Origin of the sequence: Mycobacterium sp. MS1601, from assembly GCF_001984215.1 — a bacterium.
Taxonomy (GTDB): domain Bacteria; phylum Actinomycetota; class Actinomycetes; order Mycobacteriales; family Mycobacteriaceae; genus Mycobacterium.
On sequence record NZ_CP019420.1, the window covers coordinates 4,363,517 to 4,380,815 of the forward strand.

Consider the following 17,299-nt stretch of genomic DNA (forward strand, 5'->3'; position numbering starts at 1 on the left):
TCAGGCGGCAGGGATGAGTGCGCCGCCGTTGACGGCCAGGATCTGTCCGGTGATGAAGGCGGCGCCATCCCCGGCCAGGAATGCCACGGCAGCGGAGATCTCGGCGGGATCGGCCAGGCGTCCGAGGGGGACGGCGGCCAGTTCGGTGTCGTAGACCTCGTCGGGAACCATCCGGGTGTGCACCGCTCCGGGCGCGATGGCGTTGACCAGAATGCGCTGTGGCAGTAGCTCTTTGGCAAGGGCTTTCATCAACCCCAGCTGAGCCGCCTTGGACACCATGTAGCCGTACGAGTGCCCGTCGGGTAGTTGACCCCACTGTGAGGAGATGAAGATGACTCGCGCCGCCTGACTGCGTCCCAGTAGTGGCGCCAGGACACGGGTGATGTCGTACGGTCCCAGGACGTTGACGTCCAGGTAGGGCTGTAGTGCCGAGACGGGTGTGTCTGCCAGGGTGCGCCAGTCGTGCATGATGCCCGCGTTGTGCACCACGATGTCCAGCTGTGTGAAGTGTTCCTCGACCTGGGCGGCCACCGCTGCCCCGGCGTCAGTGGTGGTGACGTCGAGGGCCATGGTGTGTACTCGGCGCCCGGTGTCCGAACGAACCTGCTCGGCGACGCCTTCCAGCTCTGCGGTGTCGATGTCGGCAAGCAGCAGGTCGGCGCCGCGGTGGGCGAGCGTGGCGGCATGTGTGGCGCCCATCCCGCGGGCTGCGCCGGTGACGAACGCGACCCGGCCGGACAAGCCGGTTTCCGGCAGCGCCGTCACGACACCGTCTCGGCGATGTGGGGTTCGGTGATGTAGAGCATGTTGCCGTCGGGGTCGAAGAACGGGCGGTACCGGTACCACGTGCCGTTGGGGTGCTTCCATTCGATGCGCTCGTCCACCCACTCGACGTGGCCGTCGAGTTCGGCCTCGGCGGCATCGAGATCATCGACCTCGAAGGCGATCGAGTCGTATCCGGGTGGATTGTCGGGGTTGACCGCGGTACGGCGCGGGGCGTGTTCGCCCACTTCCGATTTGAAGATGTAGAGGGTGACGTTACCCAGGTTGATGGCCGCCCACTCCTCGTCCTTCTCATAGGGCAGGTGGAACGGCAGACCCAGGACACCGTGGTAGAACTGCACCAGCGTGTCGACGTCGCGGGTCAGGATGTCCATGTTGTCGATGCGTTTGAGGGTGGGCACTGTTCCTTCTCTCATCGTGGGGGCCACGAGCGTGGCGGGGGCGGTGCAGGGTCCGCCGGCATGCACGGCGAGCGTGCCGGCGCGAATGTCGAGGGCGACGGTGGCCAGGGTCTGGAAGTGGGCCGACGGCGCCAAGGTTGTGTCGACGTGGCAGCAGGTGCCGCCACCGCCGAGCAGATGTGACGACAGCGCGCCCACTACGTCGGCGGCGTCGAGCTCGCCCCGGCCTGCGAGAGCTCGCCGCAGCATGTCGTAGCGCAGCACGGAATCCGGTCCGTCGCGCAACTCGGTGTCGGCGAGACTGCCTGGGGCGCTCAGGAAGTGGTTGGTGTGGATCAGCAACCCTTCGGAATCGGGTAGGGCGTAGCCCACCCCGGCCGGGCTGACCTCGACGCTGACGGCTGCTGACTCGGTGCCGCTGGCGGCGACCAGTGTCAGTGAACTCGACGCCGACACCGGAGCCTGGGCCAGCGTGACCAACGCTTGGTTGAGGTCACGCGCGCTGTCGAGCACCGATCGGGCCAGCACGTGCACCGGCACGCCGATCCCGGCGCCGTCGTCGCGGTGGTGCAGGATGTTGAAGTGGACGCCGAGGCCGCGGTCGTTCACCCCGATCTTGCCGACGATGCCGTATTCGGTCAGTGTGGTGGTCCGATGGCCGTCGGCGTGCGGAATGTCCCACACCAGCCACAGCTGCGCCAGATCCGCGTACCAGTCCCAGGCCTGGATCGCCAGCGGCGGCTCACTGCGGCGCAGCGCCACCACGGTCGAGCATTCATTTGCTGGTCGGTTGGCCGTGGCTACCCGGGCGGCGGCCAGGATTTCCGTCCGCGCGTTGATTGCGGCGATATGTGTCACCGGTACCGCTGCGCCAGTGGCGATTCCGGTCATCTCCGTGGCGAGTGCCGGTGCGAATGTGGCCGTGCGCTCCAGCGCAGCCGCACCCCAATCATCGAGGTCGACCCGTTGCTGGGCGGCGGCGTCGAACAGGCCCTGGTACGCGGTGATGACGGCCGCGATCTGGCCGGCGTGTGCGGCGCCGAATTCCTCACCCCGGCGCATGGGGTCGGTGTGGGTGGAGCGGAATCGACGAGTCACGGTGTCGGCACCGCCGATTCCCGCAGGCTCGGGGCGGCGTGCTCGGCAACGGTATCCATCCTGGCGAACCAGACATCACCGGTGTTCGCCATGTGCTCGATGACGCGTTCGAGTTGCGCCAGCCGGTAGGGCCGGCCGATGACCTCGGGATGCATGGTGAAACTGGTGTGGCGTTGTTCGGCGCGGGCAGAGTCGAATTCGGCGATCCAGGTGCGGCGCAGTTCCTCAGGGTCGGCGACGTTGCCTCCGCCGTCGATGTTCCATCCGAAGCGTGGCCAGTCATCAAGGGACCAGTGCACGGGTATCTCGAGGATTTCCAGGTCCTCCCAGCGTTCGAGGTAGGGACGGTCGTCGCCCATGCAACTGGAGTCGTAGGCGAACCCGTGTTGCACCAGCAGCTCGAAGGTCTCGGGCGTCAGCTCCCACGATGTCGAGCGGTATCCGCGGGGCGCCGGTACGCCCAGACGCTCGAACACCTCGAGGCCGCGCTCGATCTCCTCGGCCTGGGCGACCGGGCTCACTTTGTCGCTACGCAGGTGCAGATAGCCATGGTGGGCGATCTCGTGCCCGGCCTCCAACAGCGCTTCCACCATGGCGGGATGCTGCTCGGCGGTGTGGCCCGGGACGAAGAAGGTCGCTGGAATAGCATGTCTGGCAAGCAGTTCCAGAATTCTCGGGATACCGCGGGTGACCCCGTAGCGGCCTTCGGACAGGATGGTCAGCCGGCGGGCGTACTCGGGTCCTTCGCCCAGCCAGCCCGCTTCGGCGTCGACGTCGAAGGTCAGTGAGACGGCGCTGGTGTTGCCGTCGGGAAAGGAGTGCGGTCCGGGCATATCGGCTCCTAGGGCTGCATCACGCAAGGGGAAATACACTTCGCATTGCGTCAAAAATTTGGGATGAAGTAACGCAATGCGTTGCAAAGAAACCTAACAGTACGCAGTGCGAGACGCAAGCGTAGTTCTTCGCCGCACATTGGCCACATCGGCCGGTTTTCTCGCGCAATGCGCATAGATGCTCAGGCGGTGGGGGGTGAACCGTAGCGCAGTTTGTGCACGTGCACGATGGACAACGTTTCCACTGCTCGGACGCCTTCGATGGTGTTGACCTGCGTCTCGAGGAACTCCCACAACTCGACGTTGCTGGAGCTGGCGATCTCGGCGCAGATGTCGAAACGGCCCAGGAGAGTGGAGACGTAGGAAATCTCGGGAAGCTTGCTCAGCTGGGCCACCACGTCCCCGTGGCGGTGGGGTTCCACGGACAACATCGCCAGGGCCAGTTGATGATTGCCCAAGCGCTCGGGGTCGGCGAACGCCACGATGCGCAGGATCTCGAGGTCCTGCATCCGCTTGACGCGGGCGCGGACGGTGGCCTCCGAGGTACCCAGAGTGCGGGCGATCTCACGGAACGCGCGCCGACCGTCTTCCTCGAGTTGACGCAGGATCCCACGATCGAGGTCATCGAGACTGTCCGCGGCCATGGCTACGACTCTAGTCAGCAGTGCGAGTGGGACGATGTTGCGACACGTTACGGCGCAATGGGCAATGCACTGCCGTACATGGCCGCGCTTCGCGCAGATAATTTCGCGTTGTGCCACGCAATGCGTGCTGATACTGTCCCGTCTCACCCGGAGTCGGTCAGGCCCGGGTTCGCGTCGGCCGCTCCAGGCCTACTTCAGCCGCAACCCCGGAGAACTGATGACCGCACACGACACTTTCGCCGACGACCACACCTACGAGAAAAACCTCAGGTGGTGGGACGGCTTCACGATAAGCCTGTCGATACCCGCAGCCCTGTTCGTCAGCATGGGATACGCCATCGGATTCATCGGCGCATGGACCGCCATCGTGCTGCTGGGCGTCGTCGCCGTGATCGCGTGTCTGCAGAACTTCATCTACTCCGAGATGGCCAGCATGTTCTCGGACAAGGTGGGTGGAATCTCGATGTACGCCCACCAGGGTTGGCGCCGCCACTCCACCCTCGTGGGGCCGCTGGCAACCTACGGTTATTGGTTCGCCTGGTCGAGCTCACTGGCCATCTATGGCCTGCAGATCGGCAATCTGGTGCAGACCGAGTGGTTCCCGGACCAGACGTGGACTTTCTCGACGGGGCTCACCGAGATCGGGCTTCCCCATGTGATCGCACTCGGCGTCCTCTTCCTCGGGTGGGCGCTCAACGTTCTGGGTATGCGGCCGGCGATGTGGATCATGTACGCCACCGGCGTCCTGGTCCTGATCCCCATCGTGGTGTTCGCCGTGGCACCCCTGGTTTCCGGGCAGTGGTCGGTGGACAACCTGAACTGGGATCTGGGAGCCAGCGGAGAGTCGGGTTGGCGCACCGCGATCGCCTGGATGTTCGTTTTGGCTTGGTCGGTCTACGGAATCGAAGCGGTTGCCTCCTTCGTGCCGGAGTTCCGGGACACTGTGCGCGACAGCCGAATTGCGCTGCGCCTGGCCGGCTTCTTCGTGATCGCGGTCTATATCCTGGTGCCCTTCGGCGTAGGCGGGCTGGTCGATCAAGCCGAGGTTGCCGAGAATCCGGTGACTTTCTACCTGGACCTGTTCGGCCGTATGTTCACCGGCGGCGACGTGGTGATGACCATCTGTCTGATCGCCGGCCTGATGCTGCTGATGGTGATGACCACCGCCGACGGCGGCCGGGTACTGCACGGCAGCGCCCGGGAGGGGCTGACCATCAAGCAGCTGGGGGAGTTGAACCGCTTCAAGGTGCCGGGCCGGGCAATGTCGCTGGACCTTGTGGTCAACGTCGTGCTCATTTTGTTCGTCGGAGAGGCACTGGCGGTGATTGTCGCGGGCATCCTCGGATACCTGGTGTGCCATGTTCTCTCACTCACCGGCTTCCTGCACCTTCGCCGCGACGAACCGGATGCGCCGAGACCCATCAAGCTGGGTCGGCAATGGGTTTATGTCGCCGCGGTTCTGGTGGTGGTCGATTCCATCCTGGTGGTGGTGGGTGCGCTGAGCGCCTCCATCACCGGCTACGGAGGCACCAGGGAACTCGTCATCGGCGTGGTGGTGTTGTCGCTGTCGGTGGTGTTGTATGCCTACCGCCGCCTGGTGCAGGATCGCCAGCCCTGGGTCTGGCGTGATCCGCCCTCGGCCGTCGAGGCCGGCTTCGCCGGTGGAGCTGCGGACTCGGCGTCGACCCCGACGGGGCCGGCGTAACACCCACGCTGATTTTTAACCGGTTACCGCTGTTATCGGTTGCAGCACAACGGTTCTCCCGGTCATCTGGTCAGCGCACCGGCTTGGTCGCGCCTGCTCCCCGCGCCGGCCTCCTACCCTCACAGAGGTGTCGGCCGGAGGAGATGCGGTGATGAGCCAGCGTGGTGGCCCTATCTGTCCGCGGTGATCGGCGCGGCGCTGATCACCCTCGGGGCGGTGCTGTTCAGCCCCGGAGACGCGCCCGCCCCGTGCGCCGCAGTGAGCGCACCGAGTTCGCTTCCGTGCCGGTAGAGCACGCCCGTCGCGAGGTCGATCACCCGCCGGGATGTGTCCCTGTTCTCCATCTCCACCGATGTCCGTGGGCACAGACATCGGCGCACCGTGATGCTGAGAAATCAGCCGCCCAGTGCCGAATCATCCTCGCGCAGCGCACGTTCGACGTCGTCGCGCAGGGCCTCCAGCGCCGCCACCTCGTCATCGCGGTACTCACGTGCCGCGTCGTCGAGCACACAGACCGTACCGACCACTCCGCCGCTCGGGTCGTGTACGGCAAGTCCGAGGTAGTTGTGCAGACCGAACTCCACCTCGTCCTCGTTCCCGGCGAACGTCGCGTCGTCGCGGGAGTCCTTCACGAACAACGGCGCATCGGTGTTCACCACGCGCTCGCAGTAGAGCGGCACCCGCTCGGTGTCGCCGGCCTTCTGGCCTGCCGCACCGACGGTGTAGTGCTTCGACGCCTCACCTGCGGTGGCGGCCACCACCATCGAATCGGGTTGCGAACGCATCACCAGAACGGACTTCACCCCGAGTTTCGCGACAATGGCGTCCAGCTCCGCGGACAGGCCGCGCAGTCCGGGAGTGGTGTCGGTGGCTGGTGTCGGTTCGTCGCCCATGCGTCGATCGTGCTGCCTGCCAACCATCCTTGCAAGAGATGAATTCACGACGAGCGCAGCCGCGCGCTCGACGTGAATTCACATGGGAGCGTTGGCCGGCTGGAACACCCCGGAGCTGTCGGCCTCTTCCTCGGCGCGGATCACGTGCACCACGGCGTTGATCAGCGCCAGGTGGGTGAACGCCTGCGGGAAGTTGCCCAGATGCCTGCCGGTGCGCGGCTCGATCTCCTCGGCGTACAGGTGCAACGGGCTGGCGAAGCTCAGCAGACGCTCGCACAGATGCCGGGCGCGGTGGATCTCGCCGATCTCGACCAGCGCGGACACCAGCCAGAACGAGCAGATGGTGAAGGTGCCCTCCTCGCCGGAGAGACCGTCGTCGGTCTCCTCGACCCGGTAACGCAACACCAGCCCGTCCTCGGTCAGCTCGTCGGCGATGGCCAGCACGGTCGCCCGGATCCGTGGGTCGTCCGGCGGCAGGAACCGGGTCAGCACCGCCAGCAGCAGGGAGGCGTCCAGCGCGTCGTCGCCGTAACGCTGGGTCAGCACCCCGCGCGAGTCGACACCATGTTCGAGAATGTCAGCTTTGATCTCCTCGGCGACGACCCGCCACTGCTGGGCGTAGGACTTCTCACCTTCCAGATCGGCGAGCTTGGAGCCACGGTCCAGCGCCACCCAGCACATGATCTTGCTGGAGGTGAAGTGCTGGGGTTCGCCGCGCACCTCCCAGATGCCGCGATCGGGTTCCTTCCAATGCTTGATGGCCTCTTCGACCTGCTCCTTGAGCACCGGCCACAAGGTCTCGGGGATTTGCTCACGGGACTTGGTGTGCAGGTACACCGAATCGAGCATGGTGCCCCAGATGTCGTGCTGCATCTGGCTGTAGGCGCCGTTGCCGATGCGCACCGGGCGGGAATTGTCGTAGCCGGACAAGTGATTCAGTTCGGCTTCTTCGAGGCTGCGTTCACCGCCCACGCCGTACATCACCTGCAGCGGATGACGCTCCCCGTTGTTGGCTCCGGAGACGTCGGCGATGAAGGCGAAGAAGTCGTCGGCCTCGCGGTCCAGCCCCAGGGTGTACAGCCCCCACAACGCGAACGTGGAGTCACGCACCCACGCGTAGCGGTAATCCCAGTTGCGCTCACCCTGGGGGGTCTCCGGCAGCGAGGTGGTGCTGGCCGCCAGCAACGCACCCGTCGGCGAGTATGTCAGCCCCTTCAATGTCAGCGCGCTGCGCTGCAGATAGGACCGCCACGGGTGATCGGGGAAATCGCCGATGTTGATCCATTGACGCCAGCACTCGCTGGTCTTCCACATCTTGTCGGCGGCCTCTTCGTAGGTCTGCGGCGCCGGATGGCCGGACCAACTGAGTGCGACGAAGACGTTGTCGCCTTCGGTCAGGCGGGTCCTGGCCCGGGCCTCGTGTCCCTCCAACCCGAGACGCAGGTTGGTGGTGAGCCGCAGCGTGGGGTGGGCGTCAGGGTTGCGGCTGGCCCTGGCAATGGCCTCACCGTAGGCCGGGCCGGAGTACTCCCACTTGGCTGGGATGCGGTGGTAGTCGAACGACGGTTCGCAGTTCATCACCAGTTCGACGGTGCCGCTGACACAACGCACCGTCCGCAGCAGGATGTGCTCGGCATCCCAGTCCATCGGGGTGCGGCGATGGGTGCGTGAGCGCCGCTCCAGATCGTGCCACGGGCCCATCACCAGTGCTTCACGCACGATCACCCACCCGGTGTGGGTTTGCCAGGTGGTCTCCAGAATCAGGCTGCCCGGCAGGTAACGCCGCGCCGCGGGCACCGACACCCCGTACGGGCCCAGCCGGAAATGCCCTGCCCCGCGGTCGAGGATGGCGCCGAAAACGCTGGGGGAGTCCGGCCGCGGGACACACAGCCATTCGATCGACCCGGCCGACGACACCAGGCAGGTGGTCTCACAGTCGGACAGGAACCCGTAGTCGGCGATCGGCGGGAACGGGTTGCGCAACAGCCCCGCCGGCGCATAGGGCACCGGGGCGGTCACGGTGAACGGAGCAGGGTCGACCTGTGGTCGCTCGCTGCCCGCTGCGCTGTCGCCGGTCTCGATGTCGAGGGTCATGCCGCCCATCATCGGTTGCCGACGCCGTGCACGTCTACTTGGGGACACGGCGATTCCTCAGCGGCGCGCGAAGTCGGGTGCGTGCTCGGGCAGCGGGCCGATGGCCACCCCGTAGGCGGCGATCCGCGGCAGCACCGGAAAGCGGTTGGCCAGACGCAGGACCAGTGGTGGGTCGCCGACGGCCGCGGCGGTGGTGGGGGGCCCGCTGAACGCGACGGCGATCACGTTGTCGTGGACAAAACGCTGCACCCGTTGGATCAGCGCCGCGGGCAGCCAGCGCCGTGCCTGCACCATCGCCAGATCCCGGTTGGACAGCAGCCCGGAACGCAGAGGTCGCGCCAGGATGCGGGCGGCCGCCACCGCGTCGGCGACGGCCAGGTTGATGCCGACACCGCCGACGGGAGACATGGCGTGTGCGGCGTCGCCCAGGAACAAGATGCCGTCGGCATACCACTTGTGCAGCCGATTCAGTTGAACGTCAAGCAGTTTCACGTCATCGAAGGATTGCAGCTGATCCACTCGGTCAGCCAGCCACGGCACCAGCGCGCTGATCCTCTCGCGCAGCGACTCGATACCCTCGGCGCGCAGTTGCGCGTCCGAACCCTTCCTGATCAGGTAGGCCACCTGGAAATAGTCGCCACGGTCGATCAACGCCACCGCCTGGCCGCTTTCGAACCGCCCGTTGAGACCGTGCGGGTCCGCCTCGAACCGCGGTAACCGGAACCACCACACGTCCATCGGGGCCCCGAAACTGCGGGGCCGCAGACCGCAGGCGGTGCGCAAGGTGGAGGCCCTGCCATCACAGGCCACCGTCAACGCGGCACGCATCTGGTGCTCGTGGCCGTCGGCGTCGCGGAAGCGCACCCCCGCCACACGGCCGTTCTCGTAGCGGGGACCCAGCACTTCGGTGCTGCGCAGCAACCGGAAGCTCGGTTCCTGCTCTGCGGCTCCTGCCAGCATCTCCAGGAAATCCCACTGCGGCACCAGCGCGATGTGCTTGTGGTTGCCGGGCAGGTGCCGCAGGTCCATCCTCAGGATGTTGCCGCGCACATTGAGGGCGATCTCGTCGATCATGCGGTGCGGCACGGCGGCAAACGTCGATGCCAGTCCGAGTTCGTCGAGCAGGCGCAAAGTGCTGGCATGCACCGTGTCGCCGCGGAAGTCGCGCAGGAAATCGGCGTGCTTTTCCATCACCGTGACCTCGATGCCGGCGCGGGCCAGCAGCAGGCCCAGCATCACCCCGGCCGGACCCCCGCCGGCGACCAGGCAGGTGGTGTATTCCAGAGCGCTTTCGGCCGCGGCCATCTTCAGATCGTAGGGTGGTGGTCGTGGACGGACGGTCGCTTTGATGCACGGACTGCTGAGCTGGTGGGACGGTGTCGAACTGTGGCTGTCCGGGCTGGGCTTCGTACTGCAGACCGTGGTGGTGATGCCGGTGGTGCTGCTGCTGGCCTACGCCATCGCGGTCCTGCTGGACGCTCTGCTGGGCAATGGAGTTCGATTGCTGCATCGGCTACGCAGCGGACAGGACGGTGACCGGTGAACGGCATGCCGCGCTCACGGGTGACGTTGATCCTGGTGCTTCTGGTGGTTCTTGTCGTCGTCATGTGGCTGGTCACCCGCTAGCGCGGGCCGGGTTGGCAGTTCAATCAGCCGGAACCGTTGCCCACGCTGGTGGTCACGACACACTCTGCTACTCTTCCGGACCATGCGTACGGCGTCCGGCAACAGGGGTGGCCATGTCCTGGCCCTCATTGCCGTGGGTTTCTGTGCCGTCGCAGATGTCTGTTGTTGTCGCTGACTCCACGCCCGTGCGCGGTTCGGTGTCGGTGGCGGCTATGGCTCTGGGTGGTCTAGCCGGATTCTGAACAAAACGCCTTCCGTTGCGACGGGTTTTCCACATCCCGGCACTCGTCCACCCACGAAAGGCACACCACATGTCCTGGAGCAATACCCGACGAACCTGGCAGACCGCCGCGGCGCTGGCCCTGACCGCCTCCGTGGTGGCGGCCTGTGGTGGCGGCGCGAGTGACGTCGTGGGTGAGGAAGGCGGCGCCTCGGACGCGGAGACCACCCTGACGCTGGTGGCCTACGCCGTTCCGGAACCAGGCTGGAGCAAGATCATCCCGGCCTTCGCCGCGACCGAAGAGGGCAAGGGCATCGCGGTCACCACCTCCTACGGCGCCTCCGGCGACCAGTCCCGCGCCGTGGTCGACGGCAAGCCGGCCGACATCGTGAACTTCTCGGTGGAACCCGACGTCACCCGCCTGGTCAAGGCGGACAAGGTGTCGGCGGACTGGAACACCGACGCCACCAAGGGCCTGCCGTTCGGCTCGGTGGTGTCGCTGGTGGTCCGGGAAGGCAATCCCAAGAACATCCGCGACTGGGATGACCTGCTGCAACCCGGACTCGAGGTCGTCACCCCCAGCCCGCTGAGCTCCGGCTCGGCCAAGTGGAACCTGCTGGCGCCGTACGCCGCCAAGAGCAACGGCGGCCAGAACCCCGAGGCGGGTATCGACTTCGTGAACAAGCTGGTGACCGAGCACGTCAAGACCCGCCCAGGTTCGGGACGTGAGGCCACCGATGTGTTCCTGCAGGGCACCGGTGACGTGTTGCTCAGTTACGAGAACGAGGCCATCTACGTCGAGCGCCAAGGCAAGCCCGTCGAGCATGTGAACCCTCCGCAGACCTTCAAGATCGAGAATCCGGTGGCGGTGGTCTCGACCAGTGCCCATCTGCAGCAGGCCAACGCACTGAAGAACTTCCTCTACACCCCCGACGGGCAGAAGATCTGGGCCGAAGCTGGATTCCGTCCCGTCGATCCGGCCGTCGCCGAGCAGTTCGCGGCCGACTTCCCGGAGCCGGAGAAGCTGTGGACCATCGCCGATCTCGGCGGCTGGGGTGAGGTGGATCCCGCGCTGTTCGACAAGGACAACGGCACCATCACCAAGATCTACAAGCAGGCCACTGGATGACGCAGAGTGCCGCCACCGACGCCCGGCCCGAACCCAGTTCGGGCCGGGCGTTCGGCCGCCAGGGCAGTACGTCACTGCGGGTCGGAGCGGCCACGCTGTGGCTGTCGGTGATCGTGTTGCTGCCGCTGGCTGCCATCCTCTGGCAGTCCGCCAAGGGTGGGTGGACGGCGTTCTGGGACGCGATCACCTCGCCATCGGCGATGCGGTCCTTCGAGGTGACGTTGACAGTCTCTATCGGGGTGACGTTGATCAACGGGGTGTTCGGACTGCTGGTGGCGTGGGTGCTGACGCGTGACGATTTCCCGGGAAAGCGCCTTGTCGACGCGGTGATCGACCTGCCGTTCGCGCTGCCTACCATCGTGGCCAGCCTGGTGATGCTGGCTCTGTACGGGCCCAACAGTCCGGTGGATCTGCATCTGCAGCACACCAAATGGGGTATCGGCATTGCACTGCTGTTTGTCACGCTGCCGTTCGTGGTGCGCTCGGTGCAACCGGTGTTGCTCGAACTCGACCGGGAGGTCGAAGAGGCCGCGGCGTCGTTGGGCGCCAACAATTTCACGATTCTGACCAAGGTCATCTTGCCGGCATTGCTGCCGTCGCTGTTGTCGGGTGCCGGGCTGGCGTTTTCGCGGGCCATCGGCGAATTCGGCTCCGTTGTGTTGATCGGCGGCGCCGTTCCCGGTGAGACCGAGGTGTCATCGCAGTGGATCCGCACCCTGATCGAGAACGACGACCGCACCGGTGCGGCCGCCATCTCCATCGTGCTGCTTGCCATTTCGTTCGTGGTGCTGTTTGTGCTGCGTGCTGTCGGCTCGCGGGCCGCGCGCCGGGAGGAGCAGGCGCGATGACACTGTCGCCCACGGTGCGCTATCTACTGCGTTTCATCGCCATCGCCTACGTCGGGATCCTGGTGATCGTGCCGGTGGGCCTGATCCTGTGGCGCACGCTGGAGCCGGGGATCGGTGAGTTCGTCGGCTCCATCAGCACTCCGGCGGCGGTGTCCGCGCTGCAGCTGTCGCTGCTGGTGGTGGCCATCGTGGTCCCGCTGAACGTACTTTTCGGCGTGCCCACCGCACTGGTGCTCGCACGCAACAAGTTCCGGGGCAAGAGTGCGCTGCAGGCCGTCATCGACCTGCCGTTCGCGGTGTCACCGGTGGTGGTGGGCGTCGCCTTGATCCTGCTGTGGGGTTCGGCTGGTTTGTTCGGGTTCGTGGAGAACGACTTCGGCCTCAAGATCATCTTCAGTTTCCCCGGCATCGTGCTCGCCAGCATTTTCGTCACGGTCCCGTTCGTCATCCGCGAGGTCGAACCGGTGCTGCACGAGCTGGGCACCGACCAGGAGGAGGCCTCGGCGACGCTCGGCGCGCAGTGGTGGCAGACGTTCTGGCGCATCACCCTGCCGTCCATCCGTTGGGGCCTGACCTACGGCATCGTGCTGACCATCGCCCGCACACTGGGCGAGTTCGGTGCGGTCATCATGGTGTCGTCCAACCTGCCGGGTCAGTCGCAGACCTTGACGCTGCTGGTGGCCGATCGTTACAACCGTGCCAACGAATATGGGGCCTACGCCATCTCCACAGTGCTGATGGCCGTCGCGGTTCTGGTGCTCATAGTGCAGGTGGTCCTCGACTCCCGGCGCTCCCGGGCCGAGAAATAGGAGACTTTGATGACCAACGCGATCACCGTCAGCGGTGCCAACAAGCACTACGGCGCCTTCGCCGCGCTCGACAACGTCGACTTTGTGGTCCCGTCCGGCTCGCTGACCGCACTGCTGGGTCCCAGCGGCTCTGGCAAGTCGACGCTGTTGCGGGCCATCGCCGGACTGGACCAGCCGGACACCGGCACCATCACCATCAACGGCCGCGATGTCACGCGGGTACCGCCGCAGAAGCGCGGCATCGGATTCGTCTTCCAGCACTACGCCGCATTCAAACACCTGAGCGTGCGAGACAACGTCGCGTTCGGCCTGAAGATCCGCAAGCGTCCCAAGGCCGAGATCAAGGACAAGGTCGACAATCTGCTCGAGGTGGTCGGTCTGGCCGGATTCCAGACCCGTTATCCCAACCAGCTTTCCGGTGGCCAGCGCCAACGCATGGCACTGGCCCGCGCGTTGGCTGTCGATCCCGAGGTGCTGTTGCTCGACGAACCGTTCGGAGCGCTGGATGCGAAGGTGCGTGAGGACCTTCGGACCTGGCTGCGCCGCCTGCACGACGAGGTGCACGTCACCACGGTGCTGGTCACCCACGATCAGGCCGAGGCGCTGGACGTTGCCGATCGGGTCGCCGTACTCAACAAGGGCCGCATCGAACAGGTGGGCAGCCCCACCGAGGTGTACGACGAGCCCGCCAACGGGTTCGTGATGTCGTTCCTGGGCACGGTGTCTTCGCTCAACGGAATCCTGGTGCGCCCCCACGACATTCGTGTCGGCCGCAATCCCGAGATGGCCATTGCCGCCGGCGACGGCACCGCCGAGTCCACCGGCGTCATCAAGGCTGTCATCGACCGCGTCGTCGTGCTGGGCTTCGAGGTCAGAGTGGAGTTGACCAGCTCCACCACCGGCGGTGCCTTCACTGCGCAGATCACCCGCGGCGACGCGGAGGCACTGGGCCTCAGGGCCGGGGACACGGTGTATGTCCGCGCCACCCGGGTGCCGTCGATTGCGGGGAGCCTGCAGGTTCCTGCCGCCGACGATGCGGACCAGCTCAGCGTGCAGTGAGCTCCGCCGCGGGCGTCTCGGCGAATGGCACGGTTTCGCGCCAGCCCGGCGGCCGCAGCAGGTAGCCGATGCGGCCGCGCCAGGTCTTGGCGTGGTAGACATCGCGCACCATCGCGACGAACTCGGCGAAGTTGACCTTCACCGGGTTGTGGGTGTCGATGTTGTGGGTCAGGCCGTAGCGCACCCGCTCGGTCTCCTCGGCGTAACTGCCGAACAGCCGGTCCCACAGGATGAGGATGCCACCGTAGTTCTTGTCCAGGTACGGGTTGTTGGCTCCGTGGTGCACGCGGTGATGCGACGGGGTGTTGAAGACGTATTCGACTGCGCGGGGCAGTTTCCCGATGCGTTCGGTGTGCAGCGGGTACTGGAACAGCAGAACGATGGACTGCGACAGGAAGATCACCCACGCCGGGATGCCGGCCAGCGCCAGCGGGATGTAGACCACCGCGGTCAGGAACTCTCCCGGGATGAGCCACGGCAGCCGTACCGCGGTGGACATGTTGAAGTGCTGGCTGGAGTGGTGCACGCTGTGTCCCGCCCAGAACAGTCGCACCCGGTGCTGCATCCGGTGTTTGGCGTAGTACGCCAGGTCGGCGCCGACGATCGCGACCACCCAGACCCACCACTGCGACGCCGAGAGCGCCCAGGGTGCCAGCGCCGCGGCCAGTAGCACGATTGGCAGCTCGATGAAGTTCTCGACCAGGTTGGCCACCCGGCCCAGTCCGTACACCGACAGGCTGGTGGCGGTGTCCTTGCCGGAGAAGCCGACTTTGTTGCGCGGCAGTCCTTCCCGGCCGTCGCGCCGGTCGCGCCTGCGCTCGAGGTGATCACCGAAGAACTCGACGCCCAACAGCAGCAGGAAGGCCGGGATGGCGTAGAGGCCGATGTTTCCGATCCACTCCATCAGGATGTTGCTTCCTTCTTGGGCATGCCGGCCAGCTGCCAGCGCAGGGCTCGGCCGAACATCTCGCCGTGAACTCGATCGGGGTCGATCCGCCGCTGTCGGATGAGGCCACTGAACAGCGCGATGGTGGTGATTGCGAACTCGTCTACGGAGACGGACTCGTCAACGTTGTTGCGCGCGAGCATCTCTGCGAGGATGCCGCGCACCGCTTCGACGGTCTTCGCCGAGGAGGCGGCCTCGATCTGCATCAGCTCGGGGTTGCGTACCGCGTGCAGCCAGAACTCGGTCCGCAGGACTGCGGCGTCGGTGTCCTTGTCGGCGATGGCGATCAGCATCTCGCCCAGGGCCTGCAGTGGGTCGGCCGATTGTTCGCGCGAGGAGTCGACGATGTGGGCCACCTCGCCGATCTGATTGACGGCACGGTCGCTCATCAACGCATAGAAGAGCTCGTCCTTGTTGGCGAAGTTGGAGTACACCGCACCGACGGAGAATCCGGCCGCCTCGGCGACCTCATCCACCGACGCGGCGGCATAGCCCTTGCGGGCGAACACCTGCGCGGCGGCATCGAGGAGTTTGCGACGGGTGAGTTCCTTGCTCTCGGCGCGCGTGAGGCGCCGAGGCTGTTGATCACGATCCATATTTGGATAGTAGCGGCTATTCGAATAACAAGCACTATTTGAACTCGGGTGGTCCAGACTTTGTGCCTCGACGCCTCTACTCCGACCAGCCCCGGGCCGGGCAGTTCTTCAACGACATGGGCGGCTTGGTGACCGGCTGTCAACCCACGACCGATTGCAGCCCGAGGCCTTCGGCCTCGAGTCAGCCTCCGTACCGTCTAGGCGGCGGCGCGGGCGGCCGTCACAGCGTCGTAGCGATCCAGTACGGTCGCGGCCACCAGATTGTGCGAGCCCAATGGCTCGGACATCAAGATCCCCTGTTGCGCAGCAAAAGTGGCCACTCGGTCGGTGATCTTGCCAGGCGCCAGGAACCAGGGGGCGATCACCACGCGGCGGGCGCCCTTGTCGCGCACGGACGCCACCGCCCCGGAAAGGTTCGCATACGGGCCGGTGGCGAAGGCGGTTTCGGTTCCGGCCCAGCGGGTTCCGACGGCCAGCGTCGTCGCCACCGTCGCGGTGCTCGCGTTGGCGTTCGGATCCGACGAGCCGACGGCGACCACCACCACACCCAGGTCACGGTCGTCGGGAGATACTCCCGCCTCCGACAGCCGGTGCCGCAGCACCGCCAGCAGGGCGGGATCCTCGCCGAGCGTGTCCGCCCGTCGCACGCACTTGCCTGACTCGTTGATCACCGAAGGGATGTCGACGCGGGCGTGGTACGCCGAAGCCAGCAGGAACGGCGTCACCACCGCATCGCCGGTCACTGTCAGAACCTCACCCAGGGACGGTGACGTCTGCTCCAGGAACGCCGCCCGCACCTCGAGCCATGGCCGTAGCCGCCGGATCCGGCCGGCCACGGCGTGCGTCACCGCGGCCGACCGCGGATCTGCACTACCGTGCGCGGTCAGGACGAGCGTGCTCACGACGCGTGCAGGCCGCACTCGGTCTTGGACTGTCCGGCCCACCGGCCGCTGCGCGGATCGGCACCCGGCTCGGGCTTGGCGGTGCAGGGGAAGCAGCCGATGGACGGATAGCCCTCGTCGACCAACGGGTTCACCAGGATTCCGTTGGTGTCGATGTAGCGCTGCATGTCGTCGTCGGACCACGCGGCGATCGGGTTGATCTTCACCAGCCCGAACGCCTCGTCGAAACTGATCAGCGGGGCGTTGGCGCGCGTGGGGGCCTCGACGCGGCGGATGCCGGTGACCCAGGCGGCGTACCCCTTCAACGCCTTCGACAACGGCTCGACCTTGCGCATCCGGCAGCAGGCAGCGGCATCGCGCGCGAACAGATCTTTGCCGAACAGCGAATCTTGTTCGGGCACCGTGTTTTCCGGGGTCACGTTCACGATGTGCACGTCATAGACCGATTCCACGGCGTCGCGGGTGCCGACGGTCTCGGCGAAGTGGTAGCCGGTGTCCAGGAACAGGATGTCGACGCCGGGACGCACCTTGGCGGCCATTTCCACCAAGACCGCGTCCTGCATGTTGGAGGCCACGACGTACGAGCCGCCGAAGTGCTCATCGGTCCAGCGCAGCAACTCCTCGGCAGAGGCTCCGTCGAGTTCGGCAGCGCCGCGGGCGGCGATCTCCCGCAGGTCCGTCTCCGTCAAACCACTCACCTCAACAGTCATCAG

The 17,299-nt window shown here is 66.0% G+C and carries 18 protein-coding genes and 1 pseudogene; 7 read left to right on the forward strand and 12 right to left on the reverse strand.

What is annotated here, in order from left to right; genetic code table 11:
• The 4 genes from BVC93_RS21170 to BVC93_RS21185 form a co-directional block, all read right to left on the reverse strand.
• On the reverse strand, window positions 1-765 hold the full coding sequence (locus BVC93_RS21170) for an SDR family NAD(P)-dependent oxidoreductase (protein WP_236950048.1): 765 nt from the start codon (window positions 763-765) through the stop codon (window positions 1-3).
• A complete protein-coding gene (locus tag BVC93_RS21175; RefSeq protein WP_083739189.1) occupies window positions 762-2,282 on the reverse strand; it encodes a C45 family autoproteolytic acyltransferase/hydolase in 1,521 nt (506 codons plus the stop codon). The genes BVC93_RS21170 and BVC93_RS21175 overlap by 4 nt, the downstream gene beginning before the upstream one ends.
• A complete protein-coding gene (locus tag BVC93_RS21180) occupies window positions 2,279-3,115 on the reverse strand; it encodes a polysaccharide deacetylase family protein (RefSeq protein WP_083739190.1) in 837 nt (278 codons plus the stop codon). The genes BVC93_RS21175 and BVC93_RS21180 overlap by 4 nt, the downstream gene beginning before the upstream one ends.
• A gap of 182 nt (window positions 3,116-3,297) precedes the next feature.
• Entirely contained in the window at window positions 3,298-3,759 is a 462-nt protein-coding gene (locus tag BVC93_RS21185) for an Lrp/AsnC family transcriptional regulator (protein ID WP_083739191.1), read from the reverse strand.
• 217 nt (window positions 3,760-3,976) lie between these two features.
• Here BVC93_RS21185 and BVC93_RS21190 point away from each other — a divergent pair, with 217 nt between their 5' ends.
• On the forward strand, window positions 3,977-5,464 hold the full coding sequence (locus BVC93_RS21190) for an APC family permease (protein ID WP_083739192.1): 1,488 nt from the start codon (window positions 3,977-3,979) through the stop codon (window positions 5,462-5,464).
• A gap of 170 nt (window positions 5,465-5,634) precedes the next feature.
• Here BVC93_RS21190 and BVC93_RS21195 read toward each other — a convergent pair whose 3' ends face one another.
• From BVC93_RS21195 to BVC93_RS21210, 4 genes and pseudogenes are all read right to left on the reverse strand, one after another.
• Window positions 5,635-5,808: a hypothetical protein gene (locus BVC93_RS21195; RefSeq protein ID WP_157517016.1), complete on the reverse strand. Its 174-nt coding sequence runs from the start codon at window positions 5,806-5,808 to the stop codon at window positions 5,635-5,637.
• A gap of 51 nt (window positions 5,809-5,859) precedes the next feature.
• Entirely contained in the window at window positions 5,860-6,357 is a 498-nt protein-coding gene (locus tag BVC93_RS21200; RefSeq protein ID WP_083739194.1) for a GAF domain-containing protein, read from the reverse strand.
• A 78-nt stretch (window positions 6,358-6,435) separates the two neighbouring features.
• Window positions 6,436-8,367, reverse strand: a pseudogene (locus BVC93_RS21205) (glycoside hydrolase family 15 protein); the annotation flags it as partial.
• A 141-nt stretch (window positions 8,368-8,508) separates the two neighbouring features.
• Entirely contained in the window at window positions 8,509-9,756 is a 1,248-nt protein-coding gene (locus tag BVC93_RS21210) for an FAD-dependent oxidoreductase (protein WP_083739195.1), read from the reverse strand.
• A gap of 43 nt (window positions 9,757-9,799) precedes the next feature.
• Between BVC93_RS21210 and BVC93_RS21215 the strand changes: the two genes are divergently transcribed.
• The 6 genes from BVC93_RS21215 to BVC93_RS21235 all read left to right on the forward strand — a co-directional run bounded on the left by BVC93_RS21215 (window position 9,800) and on the right by BVC93_RS21235 (window position 14,142).
• On the forward strand, window positions 9,800-9,994 hold the full coding sequence (locus BVC93_RS21215) for a hypothetical protein (RefSeq protein ID WP_083739196.1): 195 nt from the start codon (window positions 9,800-9,802) through the stop codon (window positions 9,992-9,994).
• Window positions 9,995-10,159: 165 nt separating this feature from the next.
• The gene (locus BVC93_RS34785) at window positions 10,160-10,252 is read left to right on the forward strand and encodes an Ms4533A family Cys-rich leader peptide (RefSeq protein WP_442928967.1); all 93 of its coding nucleotides are present in this window, start codon (window positions 10,160-10,162) and stop codon (window positions 10,250-10,252) included.
• A gap of 136 nt (window positions 10,253-10,388) precedes the next feature.
• Complete coding sequence (locus tag BVC93_RS21220; protein ID WP_083739197.1) at window positions 10,389-11,426, forward strand: sulfate ABC transporter substrate-binding protein; 1,038 nt, start codon at window positions 10,389-10,391, stop codon at window positions 11,424-11,426.
• Complete coding sequence (cysT, locus tag BVC93_RS21225; protein ID WP_083739198.1) at window positions 11,423-12,274, forward strand: sulfate ABC transporter permease subunit CysT; 852 nt, start codon at window positions 11,423-11,425, stop codon at window positions 12,272-12,274. Before BVC93_RS21220 ends, cysT begins: the two co-directional genes overlap by 4 nt.
• On the forward strand, window positions 12,271-13,083 hold the full coding sequence (gene cysW, locus BVC93_RS21230; protein WP_083739199.1) for a sulfate ABC transporter permease subunit CysW: 813 nt from the start codon (window positions 12,271-12,273) through the stop codon (window positions 13,081-13,083). Before cysT ends, cysW begins: the two co-directional genes overlap by 4 nt.
• 9 nt (window positions 13,084-13,092) lie before the next feature.
• Window positions 13,093-14,142 carry a sulfate/molybdate ABC transporter ATP-binding protein gene (locus BVC93_RS21235; protein ID WP_083739200.1) on the forward strand — a complete coding sequence of 350 codons (1,050 nt, stop codon included), beginning with the start codon at window positions 13,093-13,095 and terminating at the stop codon, window positions 14,140-14,142.
• Here the strand turns inward: BVC93_RS21235 and BVC93_RS21240 are convergent.
• The 4 genes from BVC93_RS21240 to BVC93_RS21255 form a co-directional block, all read right to left on the reverse strand.
• Window positions 14,129-15,046, reverse strand: a complete 918-nt coding sequence (locus tag BVC93_RS21240; protein ID WP_083739201.1) for a sterol desaturase family protein — start codon at window positions 15,044-15,046, stop codon at window positions 14,129-14,131. The genes BVC93_RS21235 and BVC93_RS21240 overlap by 14 nt on opposite strands.
• Window positions 15,046-15,684 (reverse strand): TetR/AcrR family transcriptional regulator, encoded by a 639-nt coding sequence (locus BVC93_RS21245; RefSeq protein ID WP_083739202.1) that lies wholly within the window; start codon window positions 15,682-15,684, stop codon window positions 15,046-15,048. Before BVC93_RS21245 ends, BVC93_RS21240 begins: the two co-directional genes overlap by 1 nt.
• A gap of 197 nt (window positions 15,685-15,881) precedes the next feature.
• On the reverse strand, window positions 15,882-16,586 hold the full coding sequence (locus BVC93_RS21250; RefSeq protein ID WP_083739203.1) for a sirohydrochlorin chelatase: 705 nt from the start codon (window positions 16,584-16,586) through the stop codon (window positions 15,882-15,884).
• Complete coding sequence (locus BVC93_RS21255; RefSeq protein WP_157517017.1) at window positions 16,583-17,296, reverse strand: phosphoadenylyl-sulfate reductase; 714 nt, start codon at window positions 17,294-17,296, stop codon at window positions 16,583-16,585. The genes BVC93_RS21250 and BVC93_RS21255 overlap by 4 nt, the downstream gene beginning before the upstream one ends.
• Between the last annotated feature and the right edge of the window lie 3 nt (window positions 17,297-17,299).

Coding starts and splice junctions, on each gene's coding strand:
- BVC93_RS21235 (WP_083739200.1), top strand. CDS start 13,093: ATGACCAACGCGATCACCGTCAGCGGTGCCAACAAGCACTACGGCGCC.
- cysW (WP_083739199.1), top strand. CDS start 12,271: ATGACACTGTCGCCCACGGTGCGCTATCTACTGCGTTTCATCGCCATC.
- BVC93_RS21245 (WP_083739202.1), bottom strand. CDS start 15,684: ATGGATCGTGATCAACAGCCTCGGCGCCTCACGCGCGCCGAGAGCAAG.
- BVC93_RS21240 (WP_083739201.1), bottom strand. CDS start 15,046: ATGGAGTGGATCGGAAACATCGGCCTCTACGCCATCCCGGCCTTCCTG.
- BVC93_RS34785 (WP_442928967.1), top strand. CDS start 10,160: ATGCGTACGGCGTCCGGCAACAGGGGTGGCCATGTCCTGGCCCTCATT.
- BVC93_RS21220 (WP_083739197.1), top strand. CDS start 10,389: ATGTCCTGGAGCAATACCCGACGAACCTGGCAGACCGCCGCGGCGCTG.
- BVC93_RS21210 (WP_083739195.1), bottom strand. CDS start 9,756: ATGGCCGCGGCCGAAAGCGCTCTGGAATACACCACCTGCCTGGTCGCC.
- BVC93_RS21180 (WP_083739190.1), bottom strand. CDS start 3,115: ATGCCCGGACCGCACTCCTTTCCCGACGGCAACACCAGCGCCGTCTCA.
- cysT (WP_083739198.1), top strand. CDS start 11,423: ATGACGCAGAGTGCCGCCACCGACGCCCGGCCCGAACCCAGTTCGGGC.
- BVC93_RS21200 (WP_083739194.1), bottom strand. CDS start 6,357: ATGGGCGACGAACCGACACCAGCCACCGACACCACTCCCGGACTGCGC.
- BVC93_RS21255 (WP_157517017.1), bottom strand. CDS start 17,296: ATGACTGTTGAGGTGAGTGGTTTGACGGAGACGGACCTGCGGGAGATC.
- BVC93_RS21185 (WP_083739191.1), bottom strand. CDS start 3,759: ATGGCCGCGGACAGTCTCGATGACCTCGATCGTGGGATCCTGCGTCAA.
- BVC93_RS21215 (WP_083739196.1), top strand. CDS start 9,800: ATGCACGGACTGCTGAGCTGGTGGGACGGTGTCGAACTGTGGCTGTCC.
- BVC93_RS21190 (WP_083739192.1), top strand. CDS start 3,977: ATGACCGCACACGACACTTTCGCCGACGACCACACCTACGAGAAAAAC.
- BVC93_RS21195 (WP_157517016.1), bottom strand. CDS start 5,808: ATGGAGAACAGGGACACATCCCGGCGGGTGATCGACCTCGCGACGGGC.